Genomic DNA, 26,392 nt, shown 5'->3' on the forward strand with positions numbered 1-26,392 from the left:
CCGGCCCAGACTGTACGAGGCTGCGGGGCAGGCCATACTGCGCGCTGCGGTACACACGGCCGAGCCCGCCATGCCGCCCTGGCCGACGCACACGGCACCTGTGGAGGAGTGGCGCGCGTGGTTGAGCACGGTGTGGTCCGACACCGATTTCCGCCGGACCGTGTCGCAGGCGAGCCCTCACCTGGCGGACCAGGTGCAGGCCATCATCGACGGCCGTACACCGAAGGTGCGCCGGATGCGGCGGGCGGCGCTGGCCACCGCCCGCTACGCGATTCGTTACGTACGCCGCTCCACCCCTTACGGCCTGTTCGCTGGCGTCGCCCCGCTCGGCTTCGATCAGACCACGTCCGTCCGCATCGGCGACGAGCACCAGGCCGTGGCCCGCCCCGAGCCGATCGGGCTCGAGGAAGTTCTCAGTACCTGGGAGAGCGACGCTGCGCGTATGGCCGACGCCGAGGTCTGCGTCAATACCCTGATCCGACAGCGCGACCAGCACATCCACGTACCGTCCGAGGGCGACGCCGAATTCCGCCTCGCCCTGAGCCCCGCACTGCGTCTCGTCCTCGACCTGTCCCGATCGCCCATCAGGTACCGCCAGTTGTCCGACAAGCTGGCCGCGGAGTTCCCCTCCGTGAGCGGCACCGCGCGCGACCGGCTGCTCGGTGAACTGCTGCGGGTGCGGCTGTTGCGCTCCTCGCTGCGCGCGCCCGCCACCGTCGCCGACCCCACCGAAGTCTTATCGCCCGCGGCGCGCGCTCAGGCAGCCGGCCTGCGGACCGCATGCGACCTGCGGTTGGACGCCGAAGTGCGACTGCCCGAGCAGGTGCTGACCGAAGTGGAGACCGCGGCGACCGTACTGGCCCGCCTCGTCACCCATCCGACCGGGACACCGACCTGGCGGCGGTGGATCGAGCAGTTCACCGAGCGCTACGGCGAGACCACGAGTGTTCCGGTGGAGGTGGCCACGGATCCTGACCGGGGCGTGGGGTTCCCGGCAGGGTTCGTCACGGCGAGCGAACCGCCCCGGCCGATGTCCCGGCGTGACCGTCTGCTGCTGGAGCTGGCCGGCACCGCCGCCGCCGAAGGCAGCAGCGCCGTCGCGCTGACCGGGGCGATGATCGAGGAACTGGAGGCAGCGGCCGGCGACAGACCCCAGGACCTGGCGCCTCACCTCGAACTGGCCGGACAGGTCCACGCTCCCTCTATTCCGGCACTGGACCGGGGTGACTTCCGGCTGCGCGTTCTGACCGTCTCCCGCTCGGCCGGGTCTATGACCGGCCGGTTCTGGCACCTGTTCCCCGGAACCCAGGAGGCGTACGCGAACCTGCCCACCGTCGATCCGGCGGCGGAGCTCGCGCAGCTCTCCTTCCACGCCGGCCGGGTGCCTGCTGACCTGCTCACCCGCGCGCCCCAGGCCCTGCCCCGGATCGTGAGCGTTGGCGAATTCCGCCACCCCGGCCCGAACGTCCTCTTCCCCCGTGACCTGTCGGTCACCGTCGCCGACGGCCGCCCCCAGCTGGTGGAGTCCGCAACGGGCAAGCCGCTGGAGCTGCTGGCCCCCACGGCTATCAACTTCCTGTGGAACAACTACACCCCGCCGATGGCCCGCTTCCTCGGCGAGATCAGCCGGGCCGCGTCCGCGCAGGTGACCTGGTTCGACTGGGGCGCCGCCTGGACCCTGCCCTTCACCCCGGCCCTCACCTACCGGCGCACCACCCTCACCGCCGCCCGGTGGAAGATCCGCAGCCGCACGCTGCCCGCCCGCACCGCCCCACTCCAACAGTGGGCGGACCAACTCCACGCCTGGCGTGCCCGGTTCCGGGTGCCGGAGCGGGTCCTGCTCGCCGAGGACGACCAGCAGCTGCCCCTCGATCTGACCCGCGACGTCGACCTGGACCTCCTGCGCGCGCACCTGGACGCCAGCCCCTTCGGCATCGCCACCCTGCACGACGCGCCCCCGCCGGACGCCGACGGGTGGATCGGCGGCCGGGCCCACAGCATCGTCGTCCCCCTGGCCAGGCGCTCATGACCACGACGACCGTGCCCCGCACGCAGGACCTGTCCGAGGGCGCCCTGGGGATGGCCCTGCTCGACATCGAGCGCCGCGACCTGTCCACCGCACGCCGCCACCTCGCCCAGGCGACTGCCCGCGGGGTGAGCACCGGCAGCAACGCATCTCTCTTCCACGGTGCTCCCGCTCTGGAGTTCGTCCTGGCCCGCGCCCGCGGGGCCGACGACGACGTCCGCGCGGCCGTCGACCACGTCGTGGACGCCCGGCTCGCCGCCGCCCACCGCCGCCAGGCGGCCAGCGCGCTGCCCCACCTCGCCGAATGGGACCTCATCCGCGGCATGACCGGACTCGCCGCCCTCCTGCTCTCCCGCCAACCGCCCGCGCCACAGCTGCCCGACGTGCTCACCTGCCTCGTCGCACTCGCCCACCCCCTCCGCGGTGACGGTCGGATGCTGCCCGGGTGGTGGTCGCCGGTCGGCCCCGACGGGAAGACGATGGCCGGCGGGCACGGCAACAACGGCATGGCTCACGGCATCGCGGGGCCCCTGGCCGTGCTCTCCCTCGCCCTGCATGAAGGCGTCAGCGTCCCCGGCCAGGAGGAAGCCGTCGGCACCTTCGCGACCTGGCTCGACCGGCACGGCAGCCATTACTGGTCCACCGCAGCCCACCTGGACACCGACCAGCCGCCAGAGGCGGAACCGGCCCGCCAGTCCTGGTGCTACGGCCAGCCCGGCATGGCCCGCGCCCAGCAGCTCGCCGCGCTCGCCCTCGATGACCCCGCCCGGCGCCGAGCGGCAGAGGACACCGTCGCGACCATCCTGACCGACCCGCTGCACCTCGCCCGCATCACCGACTCGACCCTCTGCCACGGCTGGGCCGGCCTGCTGATGCTCACCCGCGCGGTCGCCGCCGACAGCCCCTCACCCGCACGCTTCACCCCGATCATCCAGGACCTGCACCGACGGCTGGCCGCCGACTGGAAGCGCCTGCCCAAACCAGGATTCATGGAAGGCCGTGCCGGAGCCCAACTCGCCCTGAACGCTACCGACAACACCGGCTGGACCCGCGCCCTCCTGCTCACCTGACCCTGCCGCCTCGCAAGGAGATGACTCCTCATGGCCTTCGACGACGAGAACCTGCCGATCCCTCCGGCCACGTCCTGGTGGCACGCCTCCGTGGCCTTCCCCGACCAGCACGCGGGCGCCGCCCAAGCCCTGGCGACCGCACTGTCCGGGCACCGCTTCCACTTCCTACGCAAGGACGCCGGCGTGCGCCTGCGCACCGAACAGCCTGCCACCAGCCTGCTGGACCAGCTCGTCGCCGACCGCGTGATCACCGGCTGGACGGGCGGAATCTACGAGCCGGAGACCCATGCCTTCGGCGGTCCCGAAGCCATGGCCGTCGCGCACGACGTGTTCTGCGCCGACAGCCCGGCCGCGCTCGCCGAGACCGGCGTCCCCGGCGCCCGCGAGCGCAGCGTGATGCTGCTGTCCGCCATGATCCGCGCGGCCGGGCTGGACCCGTTCGAAGCCGGAGACGTCTACGCCCGGTGGGCCGCCCTGCGGCCCGCCGCCACTCCGCCCCAGGGGCCCGCCCTGGAGAAGGCCGTCTCCGCGATGCGGCGGCTGATGAACGCTGACGCCGCCCTACGCCCCGACGCGGAGGCGGGCTGGGTCGAACGCGTCGCCGCGTTCGAGGACGCCGGCCGCCGCCTGCGCCGGCTCGCCGCCGACGGCCGGCTGATACGCGGGATCCGGGGCGTCATCGCCCATCACGCGATCTTCGCTTTCAACCGCGCAGGCGTGCCTGCCGAAGTGCAGGCCGCCACCGCGTGGCTCGGCCGTCACGTCGCCTTCTCCATCGGAGAAGGCGACGTGTCTACCCGCAAGTCCGCCTCCGCGGACCCTAGCCTCCCCCGAATGGAGACCACCGTGACACCCGTAACCGACCCCAACCAGCTGCGCGAAGCCCTCGCCCAGCGGCTCGTCGACAGCGGCCACCTGCGCAGCCAGGCGGCCATCGACGCCTTCCGCACGACCGACCGGCACGCCTTCCTGCCCGGCGTCGACCTGGAGAGCGCGTACAAGGAGGACGCGGTCCCGATCAAGCACGACGAGCACGGGGAGATGATCTCCTGCATCTCCGCGCCGTCCATCGTCGCCACCCAGCTCGAACAGCTCGGCGCCCAGCCCGGCCACAAGGTCCTGGAAGCCGGAGCGGCCACCGGCTACAACGCCGCCCTCCTCGGCAAGATCGTCTCCCCCGGCGGGCAGGTGTGGACCCTCGACGTCGACCAGGACCTCGTCGCCGGCGCGAACAAGAACCTCTCCGAGGCCGACGTCGACAACGCCACCGCGGTGATGGCCGACGGCGCGGCCGGATTGCCTGAGCACGCCCCCTACGACCGGATCATCTTCACTGTCGGCGCCGGCGACGTCCCCGTGAAGATCCTCGACCAGCTCGCGCCCGACGGGCGCCTGGTCCTGCCGATGCGCATCCGCGGCAGCATCTCCCGCTCCTTCGCCTTCGAACGCAACGGGGACACGTGGAAGACCGTCTCCTGCGAGATGGCCACCTTCGTCCCGCTCCGCAAGGGCGTATGCGACGACGTGTACACACTCGTCCCCATGGCCGGCGAGGGCAGCGTCCGCCTGGAGACGTTCAGCGAGCAGGACGTCGACCGCGAGGCGCTGCGCACGGTTCTCGACGAACAGCAGACCAAGCTCTACACCGGGGTGAAGTTCCGCCAGGGCTCCGCCTGGGAGTGGCTGTACCTGTACCTGGCCTGCGCACTGCCCAACGGCCTCTCCCGCCTGCCGGGCCAGCGCCCCGGATTCACCCCACACTTCGGGTGGGGCTCCATGGCAGCCCTCGACGGCGGGTCGCTGGCCTACCTGACCATCCGCGAGGGCGAGGATGAGAAGGGCCGGTACTGGGAGGTCGGCGTGATCGGCCACGGCGAGGGCGGTGCCGACATCGCCGAGCGTGTGGTGAGCGAGATCCGCGCCTGGGACGCCAGCGGCGGCAACGACGGCCCCGAGCCGGGCTTCCGGATGGCCGTCGCGGACTCGCGTGACCGGCTGACTGCGGACGACGCCCGCTTCGTCGTCGACAAGCCTTACAGCCGACTGGTTGTCGACTGGGCGCGCAAGGGCTGAGCCGATGATCCCCGCGATAGCCAGCCGTATCCCGCTGGTCCGCCGCACCAAGGCGCCCGCGCTCCCCTTGGAGGAGCGCATCAACCACCTCACCGGGCTGACCGTCGCGCCCGCAGGTGCGAGCCACCACGACCTGGTGGCCCGCGCCTGCGGGGTCCTCAACTACGCGGCTCTCATCGCCTCCGACGTCGGCATGCCCGACCTGGCCGAGGATCTGTGCTGGCGCCAGCACCAGGTCTTCGCCAACGCCGGGCGCCTCAGCGGACGGGTCGCCGTCATGTCGCTGATGCCGCTCGTCAACCTCGCCCGCTTGCAGACTCGCGCCGGCCACGGCGAACTCGCCTACAGCTTGTTGCACTGCCTCAACGACGCTGCCCGGCACCGCAACAAGACCGACCTCGACGGCCGCACCGTCGACCTCTCGACCCTGACCGGCACGGACGAGGGCCACCGCTCGGTGTGCCAGGAGCTGTACGTCACCCTGCTCGTGGACGGCGCCCGCGCCCTCGCCCAGATCGGGCGGTGGACCGAGGCCGCCGACGCCATGGCCCAGCACCGCGGCATCGGCAACCGCCTCCTCGACGGCCGTCAGATCAAGATCATGGCCCTGATGGAGCAGGGCCTGGACCAGCAGGCCCGCGACCTGATCGACACCACCCAGCCCACGGAACCCTGGGAGATGGCCGTGGCCACCCTCCTGCGCGCCCACTGCCGCCCGGTCGCGGCACCACTTGCGCGAGCCGACGTCGACCAGGCCCAGCACGCAGCCGTCTCGCTCCTGGCCGATCCCGAACCCTCGATCGCCGTGTTCCAGACCCGGACGGGCCTGGCTGCCTTGGAACTCGACGTCAACGGGCCGCAAACGAACTCGCTCCTCTCAGCTCTCACCGACGTGGCCCGCCTCGACGCCTATGCCGCGCGTGAAGTGCTGAACCACCCGACTATCCGGGCACTGCTCAGCACCGAGCGGACATCTGCGCTCGGCTCAGTGGTCTCTGACGCAGGTCTCGGTGCCGGAACCCTGCCCGCAGATCACCAGCGGTCGCTGACCGAAGCCGTCACGCTCGGCGAAGCCGATCTGAGGCGACTTCTCCGAGACGACCAGGCGGCACCAGGCAATCCCCCGATGGAGGTACCGCAACCCACATGAGTGATCGAACGCAGCATCACAGCCCGCCTCGCCCGACCACAGAAGGAGAGGGCCCAGTATTCGAATTCGAGTTCTAGATTTCGCCCGCGTCCACCCGTTACGGCGACGGCCGACCCGCCGTTATCCGATCACCTGTCCGCATTTCAGTCCGAGGAGCCCCCGTGAATCCCGTACGCCGCCCTGCGCTTGTTCATCCCGCGTTCGAAAACACCACCGCTTCCTCGGGTACCCCCCGGCACTCCGCAGCCGGCCGCAACGCTTCGTCCGCCCGTGGGTCACGACCGGATACGAGGTGCCTGGCATGACCCACGCCGCCACCCACGGTCGGGACCGGCACACCGTCGGGCGCCTGCAGCAGGAGGGTCGTCTGTGAGCGGGGAGCCTCACCTGCTGATCGCCGACGTCGCCCAGGTCCTACTCCGGTCCAACGGTGCCGCCCTGTGCGTACGCCGTAAGGCGGACGCTGCCCTCGCACCGGGACAGCTCACTGTCGTGGGCGGCCACCTGCAGGCCGGTGAACCACTCGACCACGCCGCACGGCGCGAAGCGCAGGAGGAGGCGGGCGTTTTCATCAGCGCGGAGCAGCAGGAGTTCTGCGGCCTCATACACCATCACAACGCCCATGGCGGGCTGGATCGGATCACCGCCGTGTTCGTGTCCCAGTCGTGGACGGGTGAGCCGTACAACGCCGAGCCGGACAAGCACGAAGGGCTCTTCTGGGTGCCGATGGAAAGACCCTCCCCGAACTGCCACCCCTACACCGCCGCGATCTTCCACGTGCTCATCCACGGCCCGTCCTACCGGGCCATCAACTGGTCCGCAGGAGGCGCGGCGTGAAGAGGTTCTTCGGCCCGGTCACGATGGCCGATCCGCAGGTCTCCGACGCCGAGCACGAGCTGTTCGGCGGTCCCCTGCGCTACGACATGGGCTGGTCCCAGCACGAGCACGCGACGTTGGACCTGACCATGATGTCGGCGCTGCGCTCCATGCCCGGTCTCGTCGGTGCGACGCTGCGCATGGCGTGGCAGGCCGACCGGCGTGCCCTGCTGTCGGTCGGGGTGAGCGAGATCGGCCAGGGCATTGCCGCAGCCGCCGGACTGCTGGCGGTCAACGCGGTCATGCACGCCCTGCTCGCCGGCAGCGGCAGCGCCGCCGAGCGGCTGCACGCCCTGTTACCCGGCCTGCTGGCCGCAGCGATCATCGGCGTCGTCAACTCCGCCCTGTCGGCCTGGTCCACCTCCCGCGCCGGACGGCTCGAGCCCAAGGTAGAGCGGATCGCCACCACCCAGTACCTGGCCGCCGCAGCCCGCGTCGAGCTGGAGGCCATCGACGACCCCGACTTCCGGCGGCTCGTGGACATCGCCCAGCACGGCCCCAGCTCCGCCCGCCGCATGATCAGCTCCTGCGTCGCCGCGCTGAACGGCCTCATCTCCCTGACCACCACCGCTGGCGTCCTCGCCGTACTCCACCCCGCGCTGCTGCCCATGCTGATCCTCATCGCCGCGCCGCGCGGCTGGGGCGCCATGCGGGTCGCCCAGGAACGCTACGTGTCGGTGATGAGCTGGATCGAACACGTGCGGGCCAGCCGCCTGATCGGCAATCTGCTCACCGAACGCACCGCCGCGCAAGAAGTCCGTCTTCACGCGGTCGGCCCCTTCCTCCTCAGCCGCTATGAGCGCATGGCCGAGAGCGCCGAAGCCGAGCAAGAACGCCTCGCCTCCAGCAAGGCCCTCACTGAGTGGGTCGCCTCCGCACTGTCCGGCCTGGCCATGGCCGCGACCTACGGGACCATGTTCTGGCTGATCATGGCCGGGCACATGAGCCTCGCCGTCGCCGGTACCGCCGTCATCGCGGTACGTGCCGGCTCGGCGAGCCTGGGCGCGCTGGTCATGAACATCAACCAGCTGCACGAGGAGAGCCTCTACGTCCGCGACCATGGCCGTTTCCTCACCGAGGCCGGCCAGCGGACGCTGCCTGCCGGCGGGGCTCCCGTACCGGAACGCATCAAGGAGATCGTTCTCGACCAGGTCACCTACCGCTACCCCGACCGGGACACCGCGGCGCTGGACGGGGTATCCCTGACCCTGCCGATGGGGTCGGTGACCGCGGTGGTGGGCGAGAACGGCTCCGGCAAGAGCACCCTGATGAAGATCCTCTCCGGCATGCTGCTGCCTGAGAGCGGCACGCTGCGCTGGGGCGAGGCGGACTTCACCGACCTCGACCGGGCCCAGGTCTTCGAGCGCGTCTCCCTGCTCACCCAGGACTTCCAGCGCTGGCCGGTGACCGCCGCGATGAACATCCGCCTCGGCCGCCCCGACCACCCGGCAACCGACGATGACCTGAAGCCCTCGGTCGACTACGCCGTCGCCGGCCCCGTCATCGCCAAACTCCCCGACGGCCTGCGCAGTCTGCTGGCCCGCATGTTCCGCGGTGCCATCGAGCTGTCCGGCGGTGAATGGCAGAAAGTCGGCCTGGCCCGCACGCACTGGCGTAGCTCAACATCGCAGGCAGACGGCGTCCTCATCGTGGACGAGCCCACCTCCGCCCTCGACCCTGAAGCCGAGATCGAAGCCTTCAACCGCATCCGCCGCCTCGCCGCACCGAACCGGGCCGTCGTCCTGGTCACCCACCGCATGTCCGGCGTCCGCCACGCCGACCACATCTACGTCCTCAACAACGGGCACCTCGCCGAGCACGGCACCCACGACGAACTCATGGCCGCCCGCGGCCGATACGCCGCCATGTTCGACGCCCAAGCCGCCCAGTACGCCCCGACCACGGCCATTCCCCACCCCGCAGCGCCCACCGTCCCGGACCAGGTATGAGCCGCTCGCCCGAAAGGCCCACCGTGACCACACCCCCCATCACCACGGACCTCGACGAAGCCGCCCCCCTGCGCCACCAGCTGGCCGACCACCTGGCAGCCGCCGGACACATCCGCACACCCGCGGTCGACCACGCCCTGCGCACCGTACCCCGCCACGCCTTCGCCCCCGAGGTGTCCCTCGAAGCCGCGTACGCCAACGACATCGTCGCCACCCGCCATGCGCCCGACGGCCAGGTGATTAGCTCCATCTCCGCACCCTGGCTGCAGGCCGACATGCTCGAAGCCGCCCGCATCCAGCCCGGCCACCACGCGCTGGAGATCGGCTCCGGCGGCTACAACGCCGCCCTGATCGCCGAACTCGTCGGCCCGACCGGTCACGTCACCACCCTCGACATCGATCCTGCCGTCACCGAGCGGGCCACCCGCTTCCTCTCCGAGACCGGGTACGACGGCGTCCGCGTCGTCACCGCAGACGCCGAGCACCTGCCCGAACGGCTTATTCCGGACGGCGGATTCGACGCCATCCTGGTCACCGTCGACACCTGGGACCTGCCCTGGATCGGCGCCCTGGCCGAAGGCGGCCGTCTCATCGCGCCGCTGCGGCTGCACGGCTACCACTGGGCCATCGGCTTCACCAAGGTCAAGGGGGCACTGCTCAGCGACGAGCCGCTCATCGTCTGCGGCTTCGTCGCCATGCAAGGCGACGGCGCCTGGAACACGAACCGCCGCACCGTCCCCGGCACAGGCATCCACCTTTCCTGGGAAGACGGCACCCCGCTGCCCGTCGACCAACTCGCTCCCGCCCTCAACCGCGAGCCGACCGTCACCCGCACCAACATCACCGTCGGCGGCCAGGAACCGTTCGACGCCCTCATGCTCTACCTCGCCGGCGCCCTGCCCGGCTTCTGCCGCCTGGAGGTCGACCCGGACGTCAACAGCGGAGTCCTGAACCCACCGCCCCGCCATTGGCCCGGCGCCGCCATCGTCCGCGGTGCCTCCCTCGCCCGGCTGACCCATGAGCGCATCGGCGACGGAGACGACGGCAAGGGCCGGTACGAGTTCGTTATTCACGGCTACGGCGACCAAGGACACCTCGTCTCACAGGAGATGGCCGAGCAGGTCGAGCACTGGCAGCGCAACCACCGCGGCGCCCGCTGCCCCCGTATCACCGTCCACCCGGCAGCCGACCGTGCCCCGGCGGATACGGACCACCAACCGCACGTGTTCGCCAAGAAGCACACCCTCATCACCCTGGACTGGCCGATCGTCTCCGGCAGCGCCGGGAGCCGCAGCACCGGATGAACAGCGATACCTCCCGCTCTCCATAGCTGGTCCGCGCTGAACTCCCGCCCGTCCACCGCCCGAAAGGCAGAGCCACGTGACCTCCCCCGTTTCCCCTTCGGATCACGTCACCCCCCGTCCCGCTCCGCCCGCCTGGCAGTACGCCGCGTCCCGGCATGCGGCGTGGCTCGGCGCCGCCGCGATCATCACCGACGAGGTCGGCCGGATCCTGCTCGTGCACCCCACCTACCGCGAGGACGGCTCGTGGCTGTTGCCTGGAGGCGTGGTCGAAGCCGGCGAGCACCCGCACGTCACCTGCCGACGCGAGATCACCGAGGAACTGGGCCTGGATCTGCCTCTGTCGGCCGTGCTCGCCGTCCACTCCTTCTCCCAAAACCACCCCGACCTTCAGCCCGGCACGCCCTGCCCCGGCGAGGTCCGATTGGTCTTCGACGGGGGAACCCTCACCCCCGCCCAGGTGAAGGCGATCCGCCTGCCACCCAAGGAACTCTCCGAGTACGCCTTCCTGGAGACCCGGGACGCGGTCCAGCGGCTGCGCCCCGTGGACGGTCAGATCACGCTCGCCGCCTACCGTGCCCGGCTCGGCAACACCGCCACCGCTCACCTCGCCGACGGCCAGCACATCCTCGACGTCCCGGCGTTGGACCGCCATGACGTCCACGTCCGCTACCGGCCCTTGTGGGACAGCCCTCTCCACCACGGCCGCGTCCCCGATCGGCTGCCCGTACGGCAAGCCTGGGCGTGGTGCTTCGTCCCCGACGGCCGGGTCGTCCTGGTGGCCGATCCCGGCCCGCGGGGCGCGCTGCCGATGCTGCCCGGGGGCACCGTGGAGAACACCGACGCGACGCCCGAAGACACCCTGCACCGGGAAGCCGCCGAGGAGGCCCAGCTCACCCTGACCGATCCGGTGCGACTGGGCTGGGTGCTGGACGAGACCGGCGAGGTCTACGGCGGCGTGGGGCCCAACGCCCGGCTCCGCCTGGCCGCTCGGGTCACCGCCATCGGGCCGGCGGCCGTCGACCCCGCCACCGGCCGCCCCTTCGTCCGCCTGCTCGCCACCCCCGCCCAGGCAGCCGCCCTGCTGGGCTGGGGCCCGCCCGGCGCGCGGCAAGCCCAGCTCGCGGTGGACACGGCACGAGAGCGGTGGCGTCTGCCCACCGCCCGCGCCACCGCCATCAAGGAGATCCCTGCCGAGGGGATGCGGCTGAGCTGACCCGCACAACCGCCCCTCCTCGACTCGTCCCGCGCCACGCCCCTCTGAGGTAGCCCCATGCCGCTGTCACACGACCACATCCGCACCACTGTCGAGACCTACCTCGCCCGTCACCCTCACGAGCACGAGCAGCTCGGCGCCCTCTTGCACGCCCTCGAACGTCCCACCGACATCGCCAGCCGCTCCACCTTCACGGGACACGTCACCTGCGGCGCGACCGTCCTCGACCCGCTCGGCCGCGTCCTGCACGTGCTCCACCTGGCGAGCGGGAAAGTTCTTCTCCCCGGCGGACATGCCGAGCCCTCCGATGAGTCCCTGGCAGGGACGGCGCTGCGGGAGCTGCACGAGGAAACCGGGATCCCGGCCCAGGAGATCACGCCGTGGCCCGACTACGAGACCGTGCCGTTCGACATCGACATCCACGACATCGGCGCAAATCAGGGCAAAGGCGAACCCGGCCACCAGCACTTCGACTTCCGATTCCTCTTCCGCCTGCACACCACGAACGAGGTGGAGGTGATGCTGCAGGAAGAGGAGGTCGGCGGCATCGAGTGGCGCCCCGTGGACAAGGCGGCCTCCCCTTCCCTGCGCGAGAAGCTCCTCAAGCTCCCGCTCCAGGTCAAACCGGAGGCGGCCAACGCCTCTGCACTGATCTACAACGACCGCGGCGAGTACCTGCTCCACCTGCGCGACTACCTCCCCGGTCAGATCTGGGAGCCGGGCATGTGGTCCCTGCTGGGCGGCGGCCGAGAGCCCCAGGACGCCACCCTGGAACACACCGTGCGGCGCGAACTGGCCGAAGAAGCCGGCCTCGATCTCGCCGACCTGTCCCCGTTCGGCACCGAGTACGCCTCCCACGACGACGGCACGACCGTATCCATCGCCGTCTACGCAGGCCGCTGGAACGGCGACCCGCGCGAACTCCACCTGACCGAAGGAGTAATGCTCGCCTGGTTCGCCCCCGACGACCTCCACCGCCTGCGCATCGCGGACACCACCAGCGACCTCGTACGGCGCCACGCCGCCAGCCTCCCGCCGATGCAGAGCGGACCCGAGCCCGAGGAACAGCGTCTGGCGTCACCGCACGGCACGGTCCCCAACATCATCGGCGTCCACCTCTACCTGGAACGCCCCGACGGGACGGTGCTGCTCGGGCTGCGCCACCCCGACTCCGCGTTCGCGCCGTCCACCTGGCACGTCCTGGCCGGCCACTGCGAGCAGGAGAACGCCATCGACTGCCTGATCAGGGAGGCAAAGGAAGAAGCCGGGCTGCACATCGAGCGCCAGGACGTCGAACTCGTCCATGTCGTCCACCACATCGGTAAGCCCAGGAACCCGCCCCGCATGGGCCTGTTTTTCCGCGCCCGTACCTGGAGTGGCGAGCCGGTGCTGCGCGAGCCGGACAAGTGCACCCAGTGGAAATTCTGGGATCCCGCCGCCCTTCCCGACGGCCTCGTCCCCTATACCCGACTGGCTATCGCGAAGATCCAGAACGGCGATCTGTACAGCGAGACGGGATGGCCCGCATGACCGGCACACCGAACAGCGCAGCCTGTCGCGCATCCACTGCAACTGCAGCCGGACGTTCGGACACCCGCCTGGTGGTGATCCGCGGCAACTCGGCGTCGGGCAAGTCAAGCGTGGCCCAGGGCCTTAGAGATCGCTACGGCCGCGGCATCGCGATCGTGGGGCAGGACGTGATCCGCCGGAACGTGCTCAGGGAACACGACACCGCGCGCGGCGCCAACATCGCCCTGCTGGGCAGGATCGCACGCGCAGCCCTCGACGCCGGCTTCCACGTCGTGCTCGAAGGGATCCTGTACGCCGACCGCTACGGCCACATGATCACGTCTCTGGTACGGGACCACCGCGGCGTCTCCAGCTGCTACTACCTGGACGTGCCGCTGGAGGCGACATTGGTCCGGCATGCCTCGAAGGCGGACGCCGCGTACCTGGCGCAGGTCACCGAAGACCACCTCACCTCCTGGTACCGCGAGCTGGATTTACTGCCCGGCGGTCTGGAGACCGTGATCCCGGCCGACAGCACGCTGCAGGACACCATCGCGCGGATCGCGCGCGAAACCGATCTGGCCTCTGCCTCCCCCGTCCCGCCACAGCAGTGCAAGCCGTCACAGGGAGACTCGATGAACCCTCTGGTGTTGATGTCCGATCCGCGGGTCGCCGCGATCCCGGTGCGCGAGTGCGGGGAGCCTCTCGTCGACGTGCGTGACCACGACTTCCGTGTCGATCCCCGCAAGCAAGATCTGCTGGGCGCGTTCGCCCACGTCCGCGAGGGCGTCCTGGCCCGGTTGACGCACGCCCGTTCGCTCCTGCCCGCCGGCACCGACCTGCTGTTCATCGAGGGCTACCGGCCGCTTACCCTCCAGCAACGCTACTTCACCGAGTACCGGGACGAGCTGGCCGCCGCTCACCCCGACTGGACAGCTGAGCAGCTGCACCGGGCCGCCAGCCGGTACGTGTCGCCACCGGAGATCGCGCCCCACTCCGCGGGCGCGGCGGTGGACGTGACCCTCGTCGACCAGGACGGTCACGAACTCGACCTCGGCACCCGTGTCAATGCCTCCCCGGAGGAGAGCGACGGTGCCTGCTTCACGCATGCTCCGAACCTCAGCGATCGCGCTCGCCATCACCGCACGCTGCTGCTCAACGCCATGGAGAAAGCGGGTTTTACGAACTACGGAACGGAGTTCTGGCACTTCTCGGTAGCGGACCGGTATGACGCGCTGACGCGGCGGGAGCCGCACGCGCGCTACGGCCCCGTCGAACTGGCCTGACTCACCAGCAGTCTCGTCCACTTCCTCGCCACCCGCTCCGATCCGGAGACGCAGGAGCGCGATCACCGCCCCATGGCCGGTCGCGAACCCACGACCGGCCACGGACGGAAGGCATCGATCGGAGGCAGTTATGCCCGATGACATCCAGCAGGCGAGCCCAGCCATCCCGGGCCCGACGACCGGAGGTGAACCACAAGAGCACCACATGCACCTGCTCGGGCGGTACTACCGTCAGGTGGAAGCAGGGCGCAAGACGATCGAAGTGAGGGTGGCCAACCCCACCAAGCGCACCGTCGCCGTGGGCGACACGGTCGTCTTTCACGACCGGGACACCGGGCGGGAACTCGATGTCATCGTGCAGCGGATCACCCCGTACCCCTCCTTCGAGGACCTGCTCAGCTCGGAGGACACCGCACGTATCAACCCGGACGGGCAGCCCGACGAACTGCTCGCCAACCTCCGCGGCATCTACCCGCCGGCCAAGGAAGCCCTCGGCGTTCTCGCCCTCGCTTTCGACCACCGCCCTGCCCGGCCCGGCCGGCCCCTGCCGATGACAGCCGAGGAGTACGCCCAGACCGTCCCCCACCACACGGTGTACGGCTGCCTGTACATCCGCGACGAACACGACCGTCCGGTCCAGCTCCGTTCGGTCTACGGCTCAAGACTCTGGCAGTTCCCCGGCGGCAACCTGGACGCCCCGGGCGAAGATCCCCTGCAGACCGCCCGGCGGGAGACGGTCGAGGAGACCGGCCTGGAACTCGCCCTCAACACGCCGCCCCTGCTCCTGACGCACTTCCTCCACGCCGGACCAACCCAGCCGCTGAACAAGGTGGGGCTCATCTTCGACGGAGGGCGGCTGACCGCCGACCAGCTCGACCGGATCCGCCTCGACCCCGCGGAACACGACATGTGGGCCGTCCACGACCTCGCGACCTGGCAAGAGCTGATGGCCCCGCGCGCCTTCGCGCGCCTCGACGCCATCGAACGAGCCCGACGCGGCGAGGGCCCCGCCTACCTGATCACACACACCTGACCCCCAGAACACCCGCCCCCCAGGAGGCAACCGTGCCCGCCGAGGACACCAACACCCGGGCCTGGCAGATCTACGGCCAGCGTCAACTCGCTCGCGCCTACACCCCGCCCGTCCCCGAGCGGCTCGGCTGGACGCCCTGGGACGGGATCGGACCGGGAGCAGAAGTCCTCGGCGACGTCACCGGCCGCCGCGTCCTGGACATCGGCTCCGGGGCTGGCCATCACGCTGTCCATCTCGCCCAGGCATACGGAGCGCGCGTCACCGGCATCGAGCTGTCCCCGACCCAGCACGAACGCGCCGTCAGCACCCACGCGGACGTGGACGGCGTGGAGTTCGTCCAGGCAGACGTAGCCGAGTACCTGGCCGGAGCCGAGCCGTTCGACGCCGCGTACGCCATCGGGACGCTCGCCTTCATCGACCCGCACCGCTCGCTGCCTGCGCTGCGCGATGGCCTGCGTCCCGGCGCCCCGCTGATCCTCTCGCTCCTGCACACCGACCTGCATGGCCGCGGTCCGTCCACGGCAGTGGCGCCGCGCGAGGAGATGATCCTGCTACGCGACGACCCGCCGCTGCCGACGCAGATGTGGGTCCTGGCACCGCAGCTGTGGAAGGACCTGCTCACCGAGTACGGCTTCCGCGTCGAAGCCATCGATCTGTTCCCGCACCCCAACGAGAACGCTACGGTCATCCAGCAGCTCATCCGCGCCCGGCGCCTTCCCGACCGGCCTACGCGCGTCTCCAGCCGGCCCCGCAGCACCCGAGCCCCGGCCGCCCACGCGGCCGTCGGCGTCGGAGCGATCCTGCTCAGCGAGCAGGGCGTTCTGCTGGGCCGACATCGCCGCGGCACCCTCGAACTGCCCGGTGGCAGCGTGGAGGCCGCCGGGGAATCCTTCGAGGAGGCGGTCGTCCGAGAAATCGCCGAGGAGACCGGTCTGGTTGCTCGGACCGGCGACGTGGAACTGCTGGGCACGCTCGTCGATCACGTCGAAGGGGTCCTGCGGGTCACCGTCGGCGCGCTCGTCCACGCCTGGCAAGGGCAGCCGATGACGCAGCCGGACGAGAGCGTCGGCGACTGGGCGTGGTACCCGCTCGATCAGCTCCCCAACGGCCTGTTCGTATGCAGTGCCCAGATCCTCACCGCGTGGTGGCCCGACTTGCCCATCGACCACCCGCCGGCACACTTCACTGCCTTCGCCCCAGCCAAGTAGGCCGCGCTGACACGACTGCCGCCACCGATGCCCTCCCGCGACACGACGTAGGCGCCGCACCCCCGGTAGCAACACACACCGCTCAACACCAAGCTGGAGTTCTTCATGCCGCACCTCTCCATGCGCCGGTCCATAACCTCAGACGGCGCCGTCGGCACCGACCGACTGCACGATCTGGAGCAGGTCGCCCTTCGCCACGGAGTCCCTGTCGAGGACGTGCTGCTGATCGCCGTCAACCTGTACGGGATCACTTCCGACCACGACCGTCACCGGGCCCGGGTCAACCTCCGCCTCGTACGCCGCCCCGGCACTGCCTGGCAGATCATCGTCCCACTGAACCAGCCGGCCAGCCCGTTCCGGCTGTGTGGCGACGAGTTATCGCTGAACGGCGCGGTGGTCGCGCACGTCGAGCGCATTGATGCCGACGAGGCGGTCGGGGGCTACTTCCGCAACGGTGGCCGGGCCGCCACCCTCAACCCCAACGCCCGGAGCCTGTGTGTCGGGTGCGGCTGGTGCCCGAACACCCTGGAGGCAGCCGCCGATCCGAGGATGCAGGAGGACCAGGGCCTCGATGCACTCCTGCGGGCCCTCAGCGAGCAGCACCCCCGCCGCAACCTGGCCGAGTTGGAGGAGGTCACCGTCTCGACCGGCTGCTTCGAGCGCGAGGGCGCCGCAGTCGCGCACCTGACCGCTCTGCGACCCGCCCTGGAGCGGGCCGGCGTCACGGCTCGGATCGGCTTCCTCACCTCCGTGCTGCGCAGCGACGAGGCGTTCGAGACCATCGAGTCGAAGGTATCGCCGTTCGTGCTCAGGCTGACGGCCGAGCACTTCACCCGTCGCGAGGCCCTGATGAAGGCAACCAAGGCCGACCTTCGGCCAGTGAAGATGCCGGACCTGCTGGCACGGGCGCGTAAGGCAGGGCTGGACACCTCGTACACGTACATCGTCGGCCTGGACCCGATGGACGACCTCGCGCGCGGGGTGAACGAGCTGGCGGACGAGGTCACCGCGTTCCCGAACTTCCAGGTCTTCCAGGCACACACGGTGATCATGCAGGGGATGCGGACACCGGGCGCGGAGAGCCTGGAGTACTACCTGCAGGCGCGCACGGTGATCGAGCGGGCCATGGCCGCGACCGGGCTGCGGCCTGTGGGCTGGGAGTGCTACCGGCCGCTCTGGTATTTCACTTTCGCCGGAGAGGACCTCGTCGATGGACCCCGCTGACGCGGTCATCGACCGGGTGCGGGTCGAGCGCCTCGACGAGAGCGTGGCCGGTCCGTGGAAGGCGGGCGACAGCCAGTACGCGGTAGTGGTCGAGGCCGGCGGGGAGACCGGGGTGTTCGCGCCGGTCGACGAGCTGCCCGCCGCGCTCGTCGCCACACGGCTCGGCCAGAGCGCGCTGCGGCACCCGGTGGCCGATCACACGGGACTGCTGCGCAGGCTCCTGGCCGAACTCGGCCCGCACGCAGAGGGGCTCGGGCGCTGGGCGGTCGGGGTGCTGGACTGCGCGGTGTGGGACCTGCACGGCCGCCTCGCCGACCTCCCGGTCGCGGCCCTGCTCAGCAACCGGCCCGCGCCGCGGGTACCGGTCTACGCCTCCTGGCTCTCCCTGGACCTGGCCGCCCACTCGGCCGCCGAGTCCGTCAAAGCGACCGCCGGCGAGGGGTTCGCCTTCACCAAGTGGGCTTTACGCGGCGGCGCAGAAGCCGCCGAGATGGTGCTGCTGGCCGAACGCGCGGCGGCGTGGGCGGGGCACAGTGTGGCGGTGGACGCCCTGGGCACGTGGGGACACCTGCAGACCACGAAGATCGCACCGCTCCTCACTCCGGAGACGGTGCGCTGGGTGGAGGACCCGCTCCCGCGAACCGACCAGGCCGCGTACCGACACCTGCGCCGACACACGCAAGGTCTGCGGGTCGCCTTCGGCGAGCGGCTGTCCCATGCGGAGGACGCCAGGGCTCTGCTGGGGCGCTGCCGGCCGGAGGCGTTCACGTTCGACGCGGTGTGGTGCGGCGGAATCACCGAAGCGCGTACCTGGCTCAGCGCCGCCCACGATGCGAACGTCCCCGTTCACCTGCACGGCCGGGCGTTCCTGCCTGCCGTACAACTGGCCGCCGCCCTCCCGGACGCGGCGGGCGCGGTGGAGTACCAGGTGGTGTGGGAGCCCCGCCGGCAGCGGACGCTGCGCGGCATGCTCCGGCCGGACGGCGGGCATGTCGCTCTCCCCGACCGTCCCGGTCTCGGGATGGAGGTGCGCCGGTAATGCCCCGGCACACCAGCGCGTTGGCGATTCACGGCCGGCTGGAGCGCCGCGAAGGGACCCTGCTGTTCGTCGTGAACGAGCCGCTGAGCGGGCACGACACCTTCTTGTCCACGACCCTTCGCCTCAATCAACCATTGCACCTGCCCGAACTACCGGTCAGGATCCTCACGTTCGACGACGTCACCGTCCTCGCACCCCTCGTATCCGTCCTGCCTCAGTCGCAGGCCAGCGGGGAGTGGAGAGGCACCCTGCTGATTCCGCACGGCGCACGCCCGCCGACGATCCCCGACGACCTCGCCCGGGCCGCTGCCGAGGCCGGTGTCGACACCAGCCGCTGGTCGCCGGCCGAAGCCCGGCACCTGCTGGCCTTCCTCAGCGAAGCCGACTCCGGCCCCGTGCGCACCGAGCGGATCGGCATGATCATCGCGGCTCTGGCGGGTTCGTCATGAACGCAGCTGCGGTGCGCCTAGTGAGCCTCGATGTCGGATACACCCTGGGCGAGCCGACCGGGACGACGCTGACGCAGCGGCTAGTGGAGATTTCCCCGCTCCCGGTCCGCCAGGCGAAGCAGATCGCTCAGCAGCTCCTGCACGCCCTGGACCCGCGCCGCGATGCGACAGCACCGCAGGCAGTGTGTGCCGCCCTGGGGATCGCGCCGTCCGCGTTCCCCCACGACCACAGTCCACCCGGCTTCGCGCTGTGGCCTGGCACGGTGGAGGCGGTGGCACGGATCGCCCGGGTCGTGCCGGTGGTCACCCTGTCGAACGTAAGCCACTGGGACGAGCAGGAAACCGACGTTGCCGCTCTCCTCGCCCCCCACCTCCTGGCCCATCACCCCTCATGGCAACTTGGATTCGCCAAACCCGACGCACGCGCCGTGGAGACTGTCGCCCGGATGCACGGCCGAGAACCCGCGGAGATGCTGCACGTCGGCGACAGCCTCGACTACGACATACGCGGCGCCCTCGCCGCCGGAGCCCACGCCCTGTGGATCACGCCCCGCACGCCGTCGACCGAGGCACTCCGGCTGCTGGCCGGGCACCCCGGCAGGGTCACGGTCGTGCCAGACCTCCGCCGTGCGGTCGAGCACATCGAGCAGATCACCGTTCCGTCAACTCACATGATCAGGAGTTCCACCCCGTGAGCCAGTTCGACACCACCGCCCCGTTTTACGCCGCCTACCGGCCCGGCATCCCGAAGGAAGCCGTCGAGCTGCTCGCGCAGCGGGTGGCTGGCAAGGAGCGCAGGGCCCTGCTCGATCTCGGGTCCGGCACAGGGCAGGTCCCACTGGCCCTGGCTGAGGAGATGACGGAGATCGACGTCGTCGAGCAGGACGCGGGCATGCTCGCCGAGGCCGGCAAGGCGCTCGCCGGCCTGCCGGTCACCGTCCGCCTGCACAACGCTCCGGCCGAGAAGTTCACCCCGCCCTCCTCCTACCGAGCCGACCTCGTCACGGTCTGCCGCGCCTTCCACTGGATGAAGCAGGACGTGGTGCTGTCACGCTTGGAAGACATGACCGCACCGGACGCGACCGTCGCGGTCATGGGCGACGGCAGCCTGTGGACCGCGCGCACCCAGTGGACCGACGCCCTGCGCGCCCTGATCCAGGAATTCCTGGGCGAGGAGCGGAGAGCTGGGGTGGGCAAGAAGTACGCCACGCACAACCGGCCCTACCGCGACATCCTCGCCGAGAGCGCGTTCGACCGAGTCGAGGAGCACACCATCGCCGTCGAGCGGGAGTGGACCACCGAGACAGTGATCGGCTACCTGTACTCGACCAGCTTCGCCGCCCGGCCGCTGTTCGGGGAGCATGTCGCCGACTTCGAGCGTCGAGCCCGCGCCCTGCTCGACAAGCACACCGCCGCCGACGGGCTGATCGAGCACGCCTCCTTCCAGGTCGTCCTCGGGCGCCGCGGCTGACCCGCTCCCCACCCCTTCGCACCGGGGCGGCCCCTTCCCGCCCCGGCCCCATCTTCTTCTGGAGGGAGTTCCACCATGCCCAGCCCTGCAACATGGAGCGACGACGAGCGGCGCCGGTTCCTCGACGACGGCGTCCTCATACGCCGGGGCCTGGTCCACGGCGTCGTCCTGTCCCGGGCCCGTGGCCTCGTCGGCGGCTGGCTGACCGAGGCGTACGACCCCGCGCGGCTCACCGCCTACACCGAACGCACCTTCGCCCCCGAGCTGGAAGAGCACCACGACCTCCTCGCCCTCTACCAGCGCAGTGGCCTTATGGAGCTGGCCGAAGAGCTGCTGCTGCCCGCGAGGACCGCCCCGGTCACCCGGGCGCAGATCCAGATCCGGCTGCCGCAGGGCGCCGAGCAGCCGGTGAAGCGGATGCACGTCGACGGCGTCTCCTGCCCCCACCTGGAGCCGCGCGACCTGCGCACGTTCACCCTCATCATCGGCGTCGTCCTGGACGGCAGCGCCACCGCGGACGCCGGCGCTCTGCACTACGTGCCCGGCGGGCACCACCGGATGGCCCGCTACTTCGCCACGGACTGGGTCCTAGGGCAGCCGGCCCAGACCCCCGACGACATCGACGCCCAGGACGGCACCGCCTTCACCGCCGAGCCCGGCGACGTGGTCGTGATGCACCACCTCGTCCCGCACCGGGTCGGCATCAACATGAGTCGGACTCCGAGGGTGATGGCGTACTTCCGCGTCCATCACGCCCAGCACCCCGACCTCGCTCTGCGCGCCCTGTCGGACCCGTGGCTGGAGTACCCGACGCTCGCCGACCTCGCCCGCCCCGGCACCGTGTGAGAGAGGAGAGCGCCGTGGACGTCCTCACCCCCTACCAGCTCCCCGATGCAGCCCGGCTCCTGGCCACCGGGCAGGTGGTCGCCGTGCCCACCCCGCGCTGGTACATGCTGTGTGCCCGCGCCGCCGACCCCGCCGCCACGAACGCGGTCTTCCGCGCCAAGCAGCGCCCCACCTCCAAGCCGCTGCTGCTCCTGCTCGACTCCCTGGCCACGGCCAAGGACCTGTTCGACCTGAGCGGCGACGCCCGCCTGCTGGCCGACGGCCTGTGGCCGGGTGAGCTTGCGTTGCGTCTTCCGTGGAAGCCTGGGATCGAGACCGTCGCGGCGGTCCGCTCCCCGGCGCTCGTCGGATGCCCCGATGGAGTCCTGGGCCGACTCGTCGCCCTAGCCGACGAACCGCTGGTCGCTGCCGTGTGCAGCATCTCCACCCCCGCCGCCGGCGAGACGGACCACGCGGCGCTCACCGCCGCCCAGGTCGTCGCCTTCGAGCGGACCACGGGGGCCGGGATCGCTGCGGTCGTCGACGGCGGGATCTGCCCGCAGGGCCGGCACATGACCATCGTCGACTGCCCCGCCGGCGCCGCAGCCCGCTTGGAGCGAGAGGGAACCGTCCACTCCCGCGCCGTCGAAGCCGCTCTCACCCCGGCAGGAGAACCGCATGTGGGCTGACCTCGCCCGCCGCATGAACCAGCTGGTGCCCGACGCGTCAGTGGCCGCCGTCGCCGACGCGCTCGACTACCTCTGTCTCGCCCAGATCTACCTGCGCGACAACCCGCTTCTGGCCCGCCCCCTGACCCCGGCCGACATCAAGCCCCGACCGGCCGGCCACTGGGGGGTGTGCCCGCCCGTCAACCGCATGCTCGCCGCCCTGGGCCCGCTCCAGGCAGCCATCCCCGACGGCTACGAACTGCACGTCCTGCACGGCGCCGGGCACGCCGGGCCCTCCGCCCTCGCCCACGCCTACCTCACCGGACGACTCGGCCACGTCCACCCCGACCTGTCCCAGGACGAGGCCGGGCTGCGCGAACTCGTTACGGGCTTCCCCCGAACCGATATCGGCGGGGAGATCACCCCGATGATCCCCGGCCACCTGCACACCGGAGGCCAGCTCGGGCCCGCCCTCGCGATCGGGCAAGGCACCGTCCTCGACGCGCCCCACCGACTGTCGGTAGTCCTGATCGGCGACGGGGAGTGCGAGACCGGAACGACCGCCGCCTCCTGGCTTGCCACCCGCGCGCTGCACGGTACGGGCGACCACGGCACCGTCCTTCCCGTCGTCCTGCTCAACGGCCTGTGCATGGGCGGGCCGAGCGTGCTGTCCACGCTGAGCCACGCCGAACTCACCGCATACTTCACCGGCCTCGGTCACCGGCCCGTCTACAGCGACGGGCTCGACATCGGGCAGCTCCGCCAGGCGGTGGCCGAAGCGCTCGGCGCCACACAGCCATTGGGCAGTGCGGGACCGTCGAGCGTCCTGGTGCTCACCCTGGACAAGGGCTATGGCGCGCCCGCCCGCCTCGCCGGCACCCCGGCGATCCATAAGACGCCGCTGCGCGACCCGGCCGGTGTGCCCTCCGAGTTCGACGCGCTCGCTGACTGGCTAGCCTCCTACCAGCCGGGTCAGTTCCTGACCTCCAGCGGCCGTCCCCGGCCGCACCTGCTGCCCGCGCTCCCGCAGGCCCGGCCCGAGCCCGACGGACTCCCAGCGCCGCGCGGCTGCGCTGCCGCCTCAGCCCAGGTCGCCGCCCATGCCGCTGGGCGCCCGTTCGCGCAGGTGGTCCCCGAGGTCCTGCGGGCCCACGCCGGGCAGGGATCGTTCCGCGTGTTCAGCCCCGATGAGCTGGCCTCCAACCGCCTCGACCTCACCGACGAGGACGGACGCCCGGCGCCATGGGCGGTGGAAGTGCTCAGCGAGGAGCTGTGCCACGCCTGGGCCCAGGGCTACACGGAGACCGGTCGGCACGCGCTCGTCGCTATGTACGAGGCGTTCGCGCCGATCGCCCTCAGCCTCATCCAACAGCAGCTCAAGCACCGATCCGTGCGCCGACACGCCGGGCTCACCCCCCTGCCCAGCCTGGTCTACCTCCTGACCAGCCTGGGCTGGCACAACACCTTCACTCACCAAAACCCCAGCCTCACCACGGCACTTCTGGCCGGCGTCGACCCCACACTCCACATCCTCACACCCGCCGACCCCGCGCGCACCGCAGCCGCCCTCACCTTCGCCCTGCGCAAGCTCGACCGGTGCACGATCGTCGTCGCCGGCAAGCACACGAGCGTCCACCACCCGCTGAAGACCCTCGACGAGGAACTGCGGCACGGCATCGCGATCTGGCCCCACCTGACCCACCCCGGCCCCGGCGAGCCCAATCTGATCCTCGCCTCCGCCGGCGACTTGCCCGCCGAAGCCCTGACCACCCTCGCCCGGCGGCTGCGCGCCGAACGCCCCGGCCTGCGCCTGCGGTACGTCCACATCCACGACCTCACGGCCCTCGCCGAGGACGGCACCCGCCCCCTCGCCCTCGCCCCGGACTCCTTCACCCGCCACCTCGGCACTCGCGCGCCGATCGTCCTGGCCACCAGCGGGCACCCAACCGACATCCACGCCCTCCTCGGCCGCCGCCACCCCGGCCCCCGGCTCACCGTCCTCGGCTACCGCGACCCCGGCCGCCCCGTCTCCCAGGAACACCTCCGCCAGCTCTGCGGCCTCGACGACGCCGGCCTGTGGCAGCTCGCCACCACCCTCACCGACACGCCGAAGGAGATACCGGCATGAGTACACCGCTCCCGCCCATCGCCCCCGCCGCCGGCACCATCGACGCCTTCGAACGCGACGGGTACGCGGTCATCCGCGATGCGATCACCCAGGACCTCCGAGACCGGCTCCTGACCGCCGCCGAGAAGCTGCTGGCCAGCGACATCACCCAGGGCCGTGACCGGGGAGGAGACGGCAAGGACGGCTTCCGCGGATGCCTCACCCTCGACCGCGTCTTCCTCCCGCTCCTCGCCAACCCGGCCGTCCTGCCCACCGTCGTCCAGCTCCTCAGCCCCAACATCCACCTGCTCTCCGCCCACCTCATCGCCCTGCCCAGCGGCCCGCCCCGCACCATCCGCATCCCCGAGCGCCACGGCTGGCATCGCGACATGTACGGCGTCACCGCCGACCTCGGCTTCCCCCACACCCCCCGGATGGCCATCAAGGCGGCCCACTACCTCACCCCCGTCACCCCCGACTGCGGGCTGACGATGTTCCTCCCCGGCAGCCACCGCCTCACCGAAGAACCCGTCGTCCCCGCCGGCGCCATCGACCCGCCCGGCGCCGTTACGCCCGACATTGCCGGAACCGACGCAGTCCTGTTCGAGAACCGGACGTGGCACACCGGAGGCATCAACTTCTCCGGCCGCCCCCGCATCGCCCTCATGCTCCAATACGGGTACCGATGGCTCCACCCCGTCGACGACCCCGCCACCGACCTACGGAAAGACTCCACCCTCACCCCGATCGAGCAGCAGCTCCTGGGAGTGCCCGACCGCAACCCGGACGGATCCCTCGCCAAGGGCAGCGGAGCCGCCTCCATCCGCTCATGGTGGGAATCCCGCCCTTGGACTTCCACGTCGGCTTAGCTTCTGCAACCTTCGGCGGAGCCTTAGTGACACCGGTAGTCTTTCCGCGGTGACCTTGATGCAGACGCAGGGCTTCGTGTTGATGAGCGACGAGGCGCAGTTACATTGGGTGGCCTTGAGGGACACGGCTCGGCAGTTACCCGTGGTCATGCTCCATGGCGGTCCGGGGTTGCCAGACTACTTGGGCGATATTGCCCCCATAGTCGCGGACCTCGCACCCGTGTATCGCTACGACCAGCGTGGCACCGGGCGGTCCCCGTGGGACGGACACCACTCCCTCGCCAGGCACATCACCGATCTCGCCGAACTCCTCGACGCATGGGACGTGCCCAGAGCCGTGTTGATTGGGCACTCCTACGGCACCGACCTGGCGAGCCGGTTCTGCATGGCTCACCCTGACCGGGTTGCCGGGATACTCCTGATGTGCGGACCGTTCGTCGGTGATTGGCGCACCGCGTACCAAGCGGAACGCGAACACCGCATGTCCGCAGCGCAGCAAGATCGGCTCCGCCTATTGAGGGAGTTGGCGAGCCGTACGGAGGAGCAGGAAGTCGAGCTGCTCACGCTGGCATGGTTCACCGACCACGCCCGCTCCGAACACGGGTGGCGCTGGGCTGCACAGGGCGCCCAACGACGTCGTCCGATCAACTGGGCCATGAACGATGAACTTGGCAGGGAAGGACGGGCAGATCCGCTCGATGAGCACCTTGCCGAGCTTCACGCGCGCCTACCCGTGCGAGCGGAAATCCTAGGTGGGGTCGACGATCCGCGCCCCATCTCGGCTCTGGAATCACTCGCGTTCCGGCTCGATCTTCCTCTGACGCGAATCAAGGGCGCTGGGCACGAGCCCTGGCTGGAACAACCTAACGCCGTCCGTACACACCTTCGGTGGTTCGTGCAAGGCACGGTGGACACCGTTCTGTGACGTGTCGCAGCGAGACCTACACTCAGGGGCGTTTGCCCGTGAACGACGGTTGCCCGCCCGTGACGCACGCGGCCGTGAGCCGTGATCGCGGGGTGCTGAGCCGTGTCCCCTCCCATCG

22 protein-coding genes are annotated in these 26,392 nt (G+C 70.7%); all 22 read left to right on the top strand.

Features of this window, described 5'->3' with window-relative positions:
- Window positions 1-130: 130 nt before the first annotated feature.
- The 22 genes from ACZ434_RS09330 to ACZ434_RS09435 all read left to right on the top strand — a co-directional run bounded on the left by ACZ434_RS09330 (window position 131) and on the right by ACZ434_RS09435 (window position 26,274).
- The gene (locus ACZ434_RS09330) at window positions 131-2,029 is read left to right on the top strand and encodes a lantibiotic dehydratase family protein (RefSeq protein WP_468453709.1); all 1,899 of its coding nucleotides are present in this window, start codon (window positions 131-133) and stop codon (window positions 2,027-2,029) included.
- Window positions 2,026-3,096, top strand: coding sequence for a lanthionine synthetase C family protein (locus ACZ434_RS09335; RefSeq protein ID WP_390994216.1), 1,071 nt, complete (start codon window positions 2,026-2,028; stop codon window positions 3,094-3,096). The genes ACZ434_RS09330 and ACZ434_RS09335 overlap by 4 nt, the downstream gene beginning before the upstream one ends.
- A 30-nt stretch (window positions 3,097-3,126) precedes the next feature.
- Window positions 3,127-5,169 carry a methyltransferase, FxLD system gene (fxlM, locus tag ACZ434_RS09340; RefSeq protein ID WP_468453494.1) on the top strand — a complete coding sequence of 681 codons (2,043 nt, stop codon included), beginning with the start codon at window positions 3,127-3,129 and terminating at the stop codon, window positions 5,167-5,169.
- Between the two features lie 4 nt (window positions 5,170-5,173).
- The gene (locus ACZ434_RS09345) at window positions 5,174-6,319 is read left to right on the top strand and encodes a hypothetical protein (protein ID WP_397726076.1); all 1,146 of its coding nucleotides are present in this window, start codon (window positions 5,174-5,176) and stop codon (window positions 6,317-6,319) included.
- Window positions 6,320-6,688: 369 nt separating this feature from the next.
- Window positions 6,689-7,156, top strand: coding sequence for an NUDIX domain-containing protein (locus ACZ434_RS09350; protein ID WP_390994219.1), 468 nt, complete (start codon window positions 6,689-6,691; stop codon window positions 7,154-7,156).
- Complete coding sequence (locus tag ACZ434_RS09355) at window positions 7,153-9,144, top strand: ABC transporter ATP-binding protein (protein WP_468453497.1); 1,992 nt, start codon at window positions 7,153-7,155, stop codon at window positions 9,142-9,144. Before ACZ434_RS09350 ends, ACZ434_RS09355 begins: the two co-directional genes overlap by 4 nt.
- 23 nt (window positions 9,145-9,167) lie before the next feature.
- The gene (gene fxlM / locus ACZ434_RS09360) at window positions 9,168-10,448 is read left to right on the top strand and encodes a methyltransferase, FxLD system (RefSeq protein WP_468453499.1); all 1,281 of its coding nucleotides are present in this window, start codon (window positions 9,168-9,170) and stop codon (window positions 10,446-10,448) included.
- A 76-nt stretch (window positions 10,449-10,524) separates the two neighbouring features.
- Window positions 10,525-11,661, top strand: coding sequence for an NUDIX hydrolase (locus tag ACZ434_RS09365; RefSeq protein WP_439454072.1), 1,137 nt, complete (start codon window positions 10,525-10,527; stop codon window positions 11,659-11,661).
- Window positions 11,662-11,718: 57 nt separating this feature from the next.
- Window positions 11,719-13,191: an NUDIX domain-containing protein gene (locus ACZ434_RS09370; RefSeq protein WP_468453502.1), complete on the top strand. Its 1,473-nt coding sequence runs from the start codon at window positions 11,719-11,721 to the stop codon at window positions 13,189-13,191.
- A complete protein-coding gene (locus ACZ434_RS09375; RefSeq protein WP_468453504.1) occupies window positions 13,188-14,456 on the top strand; it encodes a M15 family metallopeptidase in 1,269 nt (422 codons plus the stop codon). The genes ACZ434_RS09370 and ACZ434_RS09375 overlap by 4 nt, the downstream gene beginning before the upstream one ends.
- 205 nt (window positions 14,457-14,661) lie before the next feature.
- On the top strand, window positions 14,662-15,489 hold the full coding sequence (locus ACZ434_RS09380; RefSeq protein ID WP_397726092.1) for an NUDIX domain-containing protein: 828 nt from the start codon (window positions 14,662-14,664) through the stop codon (window positions 15,487-15,489).
- Between the two features lie 32 nt (window positions 15,490-15,521).
- Complete coding sequence (locus ACZ434_RS09385) at window positions 15,522-16,697, top strand: bifunctional class I SAM-dependent methyltransferase/NUDIX hydrolase (protein ID WP_468453506.1); 1,176 nt, start codon at window positions 15,522-15,524, stop codon at window positions 16,695-16,697.
- 105 nt (window positions 16,698-16,802) lie between these two features.
- Window positions 16,803-17,921: a hypothetical protein gene (locus tag ACZ434_RS09390; RefSeq protein WP_468453508.1), complete on the top strand. Its 1,119-nt coding sequence runs from the start codon at window positions 16,803-16,805 to the stop codon at window positions 17,919-17,921.
- Entirely contained in the window at window positions 17,908-18,960 is a 1,053-nt protein-coding gene (locus tag ACZ434_RS09395) for an enolase C-terminal domain-like protein (protein ID WP_468453510.1), read from the top strand. Before ACZ434_RS09390 ends, ACZ434_RS09395 begins: the two co-directional genes overlap by 14 nt.
- Window positions 18,960-19,409, top strand: coding sequence for a hypothetical protein (locus ACZ434_RS09400; protein ID WP_397726102.1), 450 nt, complete (start codon window positions 18,960-18,962; stop codon window positions 19,407-19,409). Before ACZ434_RS09395 ends, ACZ434_RS09400 begins: the two co-directional genes overlap by 1 nt.
- 20 nt (window positions 19,410-19,429) lie before the next feature.
- Window positions 19,430-20,104 (top strand): HAD family hydrolase, encoded by a 675-nt coding sequence (locus ACZ434_RS09405; protein ID WP_468453512.1) that lies wholly within the window; start codon window positions 19,430-19,432, stop codon window positions 20,102-20,104.
- Entirely contained in the window at window positions 20,101-20,880 is a 780-nt protein-coding gene (locus tag ACZ434_RS09410) for a class I SAM-dependent methyltransferase (protein ID WP_439454065.1), read from the top strand. The genes ACZ434_RS09405 and ACZ434_RS09410 overlap by 4 nt, the downstream gene beginning before the upstream one ends.
- 75 nt (window positions 20,881-20,955) lie before the next feature.
- Window positions 20,956-21,726, top strand: coding sequence for a phytanoyl-CoA dioxygenase family protein (locus tag ACZ434_RS09415; RefSeq protein WP_468453515.1), 771 nt, complete (start codon window positions 20,956-20,958; stop codon window positions 21,724-21,726).
- Between the two features lie 14 nt (window positions 21,727-21,740).
- Entirely contained in the window at window positions 21,741-22,394 is a 654-nt protein-coding gene (locus tag ACZ434_RS09420) for an L-threonylcarbamoyladenylate synthase (RefSeq protein WP_397726112.1), read from the top strand.
- Window positions 22,384-24,501, top strand: coding sequence for a phosphoketolase family protein (locus ACZ434_RS09425; protein WP_468453517.1), 2,118 nt, complete (start codon window positions 22,384-22,386; stop codon window positions 24,499-24,501). The genes ACZ434_RS09420 and ACZ434_RS09425 overlap by 11 nt, the downstream gene beginning before the upstream one ends.
- A complete protein-coding gene (locus tag ACZ434_RS09430) occupies window positions 24,498-25,349 on the top strand; it encodes a phytanoyl-CoA dioxygenase family protein (RefSeq protein ID WP_397726117.1) in 852 nt (283 codons plus the stop codon). The genes ACZ434_RS09425 and ACZ434_RS09430 overlap by 4 nt, the downstream gene beginning before the upstream one ends.
- 58 nt (window positions 25,350-25,407) lie before the next feature.
- On the top strand, window positions 25,408-26,274 hold the full coding sequence (locus tag ACZ434_RS09435; protein WP_468453711.1) for an alpha/beta fold hydrolase: 867 nt from the start codon (window positions 25,408-25,410) through the stop codon (window positions 26,272-26,274).
- Window positions 26,275-26,392: the final 118 nt, after the last annotated feature.

It is taken from the genome of Streptomyces sp. NPDC030893 (assembly GCF_055571535.1).

Bases quoted from the DNA above. Each gene is read 5' to 3' on its own strand.
- ACZ434_RS09400 (WP_397726102.1), top strand. From the start codon at position 18,960: ATGCCCCGGCACACCAGCGCGTTGGCGATTCACGGCCGGCTGGAGCGC.
- ACZ434_RS09345 (WP_397726076.1), top strand. From the start codon at position 5,174: ATGATCCCCGCGATAGCCAGCCGTATCCCGCTGGTCCGCCGCACCAAG.
- ACZ434_RS09370 (WP_468453502.1), top strand. From the start codon at position 11,719: ATGCCGCTGTCACACGACCACATCCGCACCACTGTCGAGACCTACCTC.
- ACZ434_RS09380 (WP_397726092.1), top strand. From the start codon at position 14,662: ATGCACCTGCTCGGGCGGTACTACCGTCAGGTGGAAGCAGGGCGCAAG.
- ACZ434_RS09425 (WP_468453517.1), top strand. From the start codon at position 22,384: ATGTGGGCTGACCTCGCCCGCCGCATGAACCAGCTGGTGCCCGACGCG.
- ACZ434_RS09395 (WP_468453510.1), top strand. From the start codon at position 17,908: ATGGACCCCGCTGACGCGGTCATCGACCGGGTGCGGGTCGAGCGCCTC.
- ACZ434_RS09375 (WP_468453504.1), top strand. From the start codon at position 13,188: ATGACCGGCACACCGAACAGCGCAGCCTGTCGCGCATCCACTGCAACT.
- ACZ434_RS09390 (WP_468453508.1), top strand. From the start codon at position 16,803: ATGCCGCACCTCTCCATGCGCCGGTCCATAACCTCAGACGGCGCCGTC.
- ACZ434_RS09435 (WP_468453711.1), top strand. From the start codon at position 25,408: ATGCAGACGCAGGGCTTCGTGTTGATGAGCGACGAGGCGCAGTTACAT.
- ACZ434_RS09335 (WP_390994216.1), top strand. From the start codon at position 2,026: ATGACCACGACGACCGTGCCCCGCACGCAGGACCTGTCCGAGGGCGCC.
- fxlM (WP_468453494.1), top strand. From the start codon at position 3,127: ATGGCCTTCGACGACGAGAACCTGCCGATCCCTCCGGCCACGTCCTGG.
- ACZ434_RS09415 (WP_468453515.1), top strand. From the start codon at position 20,956: ATGCCCAGCCCTGCAACATGGAGCGACGACGAGCGGCGCCGGTTCCTC.
- ACZ434_RS09430 (WP_397726117.1), top strand. From the start codon at position 24,498: ATGAGTACACCGCTCCCGCCCATCGCCCCCGCCGCCGGCACCATCGAC.